Raw genomic sequence first — 1,651 nt, forward strand, 5'->3', positions numbered from 1 at the left:
TCACCGTAAGCGGCCCTTCAGCAAGAGAAGACAGATCAACGTCTGATAGGGTATAAGCCTCATTCTCTACGGTCGTTGTAACAGTAATGGAATTATTGAGGCTGTCGGTAATGGTGATAGTAACAAGCCACTCATCGCTTATCTTGAGTGCGTCACCTTGAATCGTGACACTAGGAACTTCAAACTGGTTTTCGTATCCATCGCCGCCATCAAGAATATCCACCGTTAAAGAGGCATCATCGTTCAAACCTTCAATTGCCTCTAAGGTAATATCCAATGTTACGGAGGTGGTGTCACCGTCTGAATCTGTTGCATTAACTAACAATGGTATATCCAGGATTTGATCTTTTGACAGATCGAAAGAGCGATATAATTCAAAGGAATACTCTATTTCACTACTCGACTCTACAGGTAATGTGGATAATAGTTTCGATTGAAAAATATTTACTTCCACCCCACCTTCTAAGATATAGCCAGTAATTGTCGTACCGTCATCAGACAGACGGTAAAGCAACTCACTTTCACTACTCACTAATGTGGGCTGGTTTAATTCGCTAAATCGAAGAGAGTCAACATAATCACTCCCGATATCGAGTTGAAGGCTCCCAGTCTTAAAGATTGCCCCACTTTCTAGATTAATCTCTTCCATTGCAACAACAGTCAAGTTGCTCAACGTAGGATCAACACCATCTTTCAACACGAAATCAATTTCATTCTCTACAAGCGGTGTGGAGTCTAGATCTGTCCCTCCAATGGTCAGCGGGAAAGTGACCGTATCACTACTATTGAATTGATCGATAGGATGATAAAGAGTAAGCGAGATTGAAGCTAGTACATCGTTACCCGACTCAATGCCACTCAATGTTAACGTAAATACAGTGACACCATTAGCAAATGCTGTGATTTGCTTTCCACTGGAACTTAACGTGTAGCTAAGCTCATTATCAGAGACTGAGCTTGTAAGCCCTAATGCCTCTAACTTAGTAATGGATGCCCCACCAAAATACAAACTAGTCGGATCAGGGTTATCAGAGCCAGCAATCACATTAACACTGCCTTCGGTGGTTAATAATGCCTCTCCCAGAGGTACTTCTGCTGCGTTTATAGTAGCGCTGCCTACATAACCCGCTTGGCCATCTATAATGTCGATAGTTGCGGTTGCTACACCGTAATCTTTTGAATCATCGGCTGCGAGATAATCAAAAACGAGACTTTGCTCAACCGTGTGATCTAAGTTGCGACTGGCATTCAACTGCCAAGAGCCATCTGAAAATACGGTTAATTCACCCTTCTCTAGACTAAAACTTACTGAGCCACCATCAGGGACAGACTGGATCTCTCCTCCGGCTCTGACATATCGAATGTACAAGTCACCATCAATATCAATGTCATTCTCCAGTACATTGCCAGAAATGACTTGGCCTTCGGTTACACTATATGACTCATTTTCGATCACTGGATCGGCATCAAGGATGGCGATTTCTAGGGGAGCCACAACAGCCTCTTGTGTGCCGTCAGCATCACTTTGAATGCTTTCAACCAATACGTTAGTCACCAGCTCATCTTGACCTACACCATGATCAATCGCTTCATAAAAAGTAATTTGAACCGTACCATCATCATTGACTTCTGCTGAGAAAACTAATCGGTC

At 42.9% G+C, this 1,651-nt stretch carries 1 protein-coding gene; it reads right to left on the minus strand.

The genetic code is table 11. The features are described 5' to 3' along the window. Window positions 1-1,651 (minus strand): Ig-like domain-containing protein (locus tag KJB35_RS28135; protein ID WP_285469896.1); only part of this gene is annotated, 1,651 nt, incomplete at both ends.

The sequence above is a fragment of the Vibrio sp. D431a genome (genome assembly GCF_030248655.1).
Taxonomy (GTDB): domain Bacteria; phylum Pseudomonadota; class Gammaproteobacteria; order Enterobacterales; family Vibrionaceae; genus Vibrio; species Vibrio alginolyticus.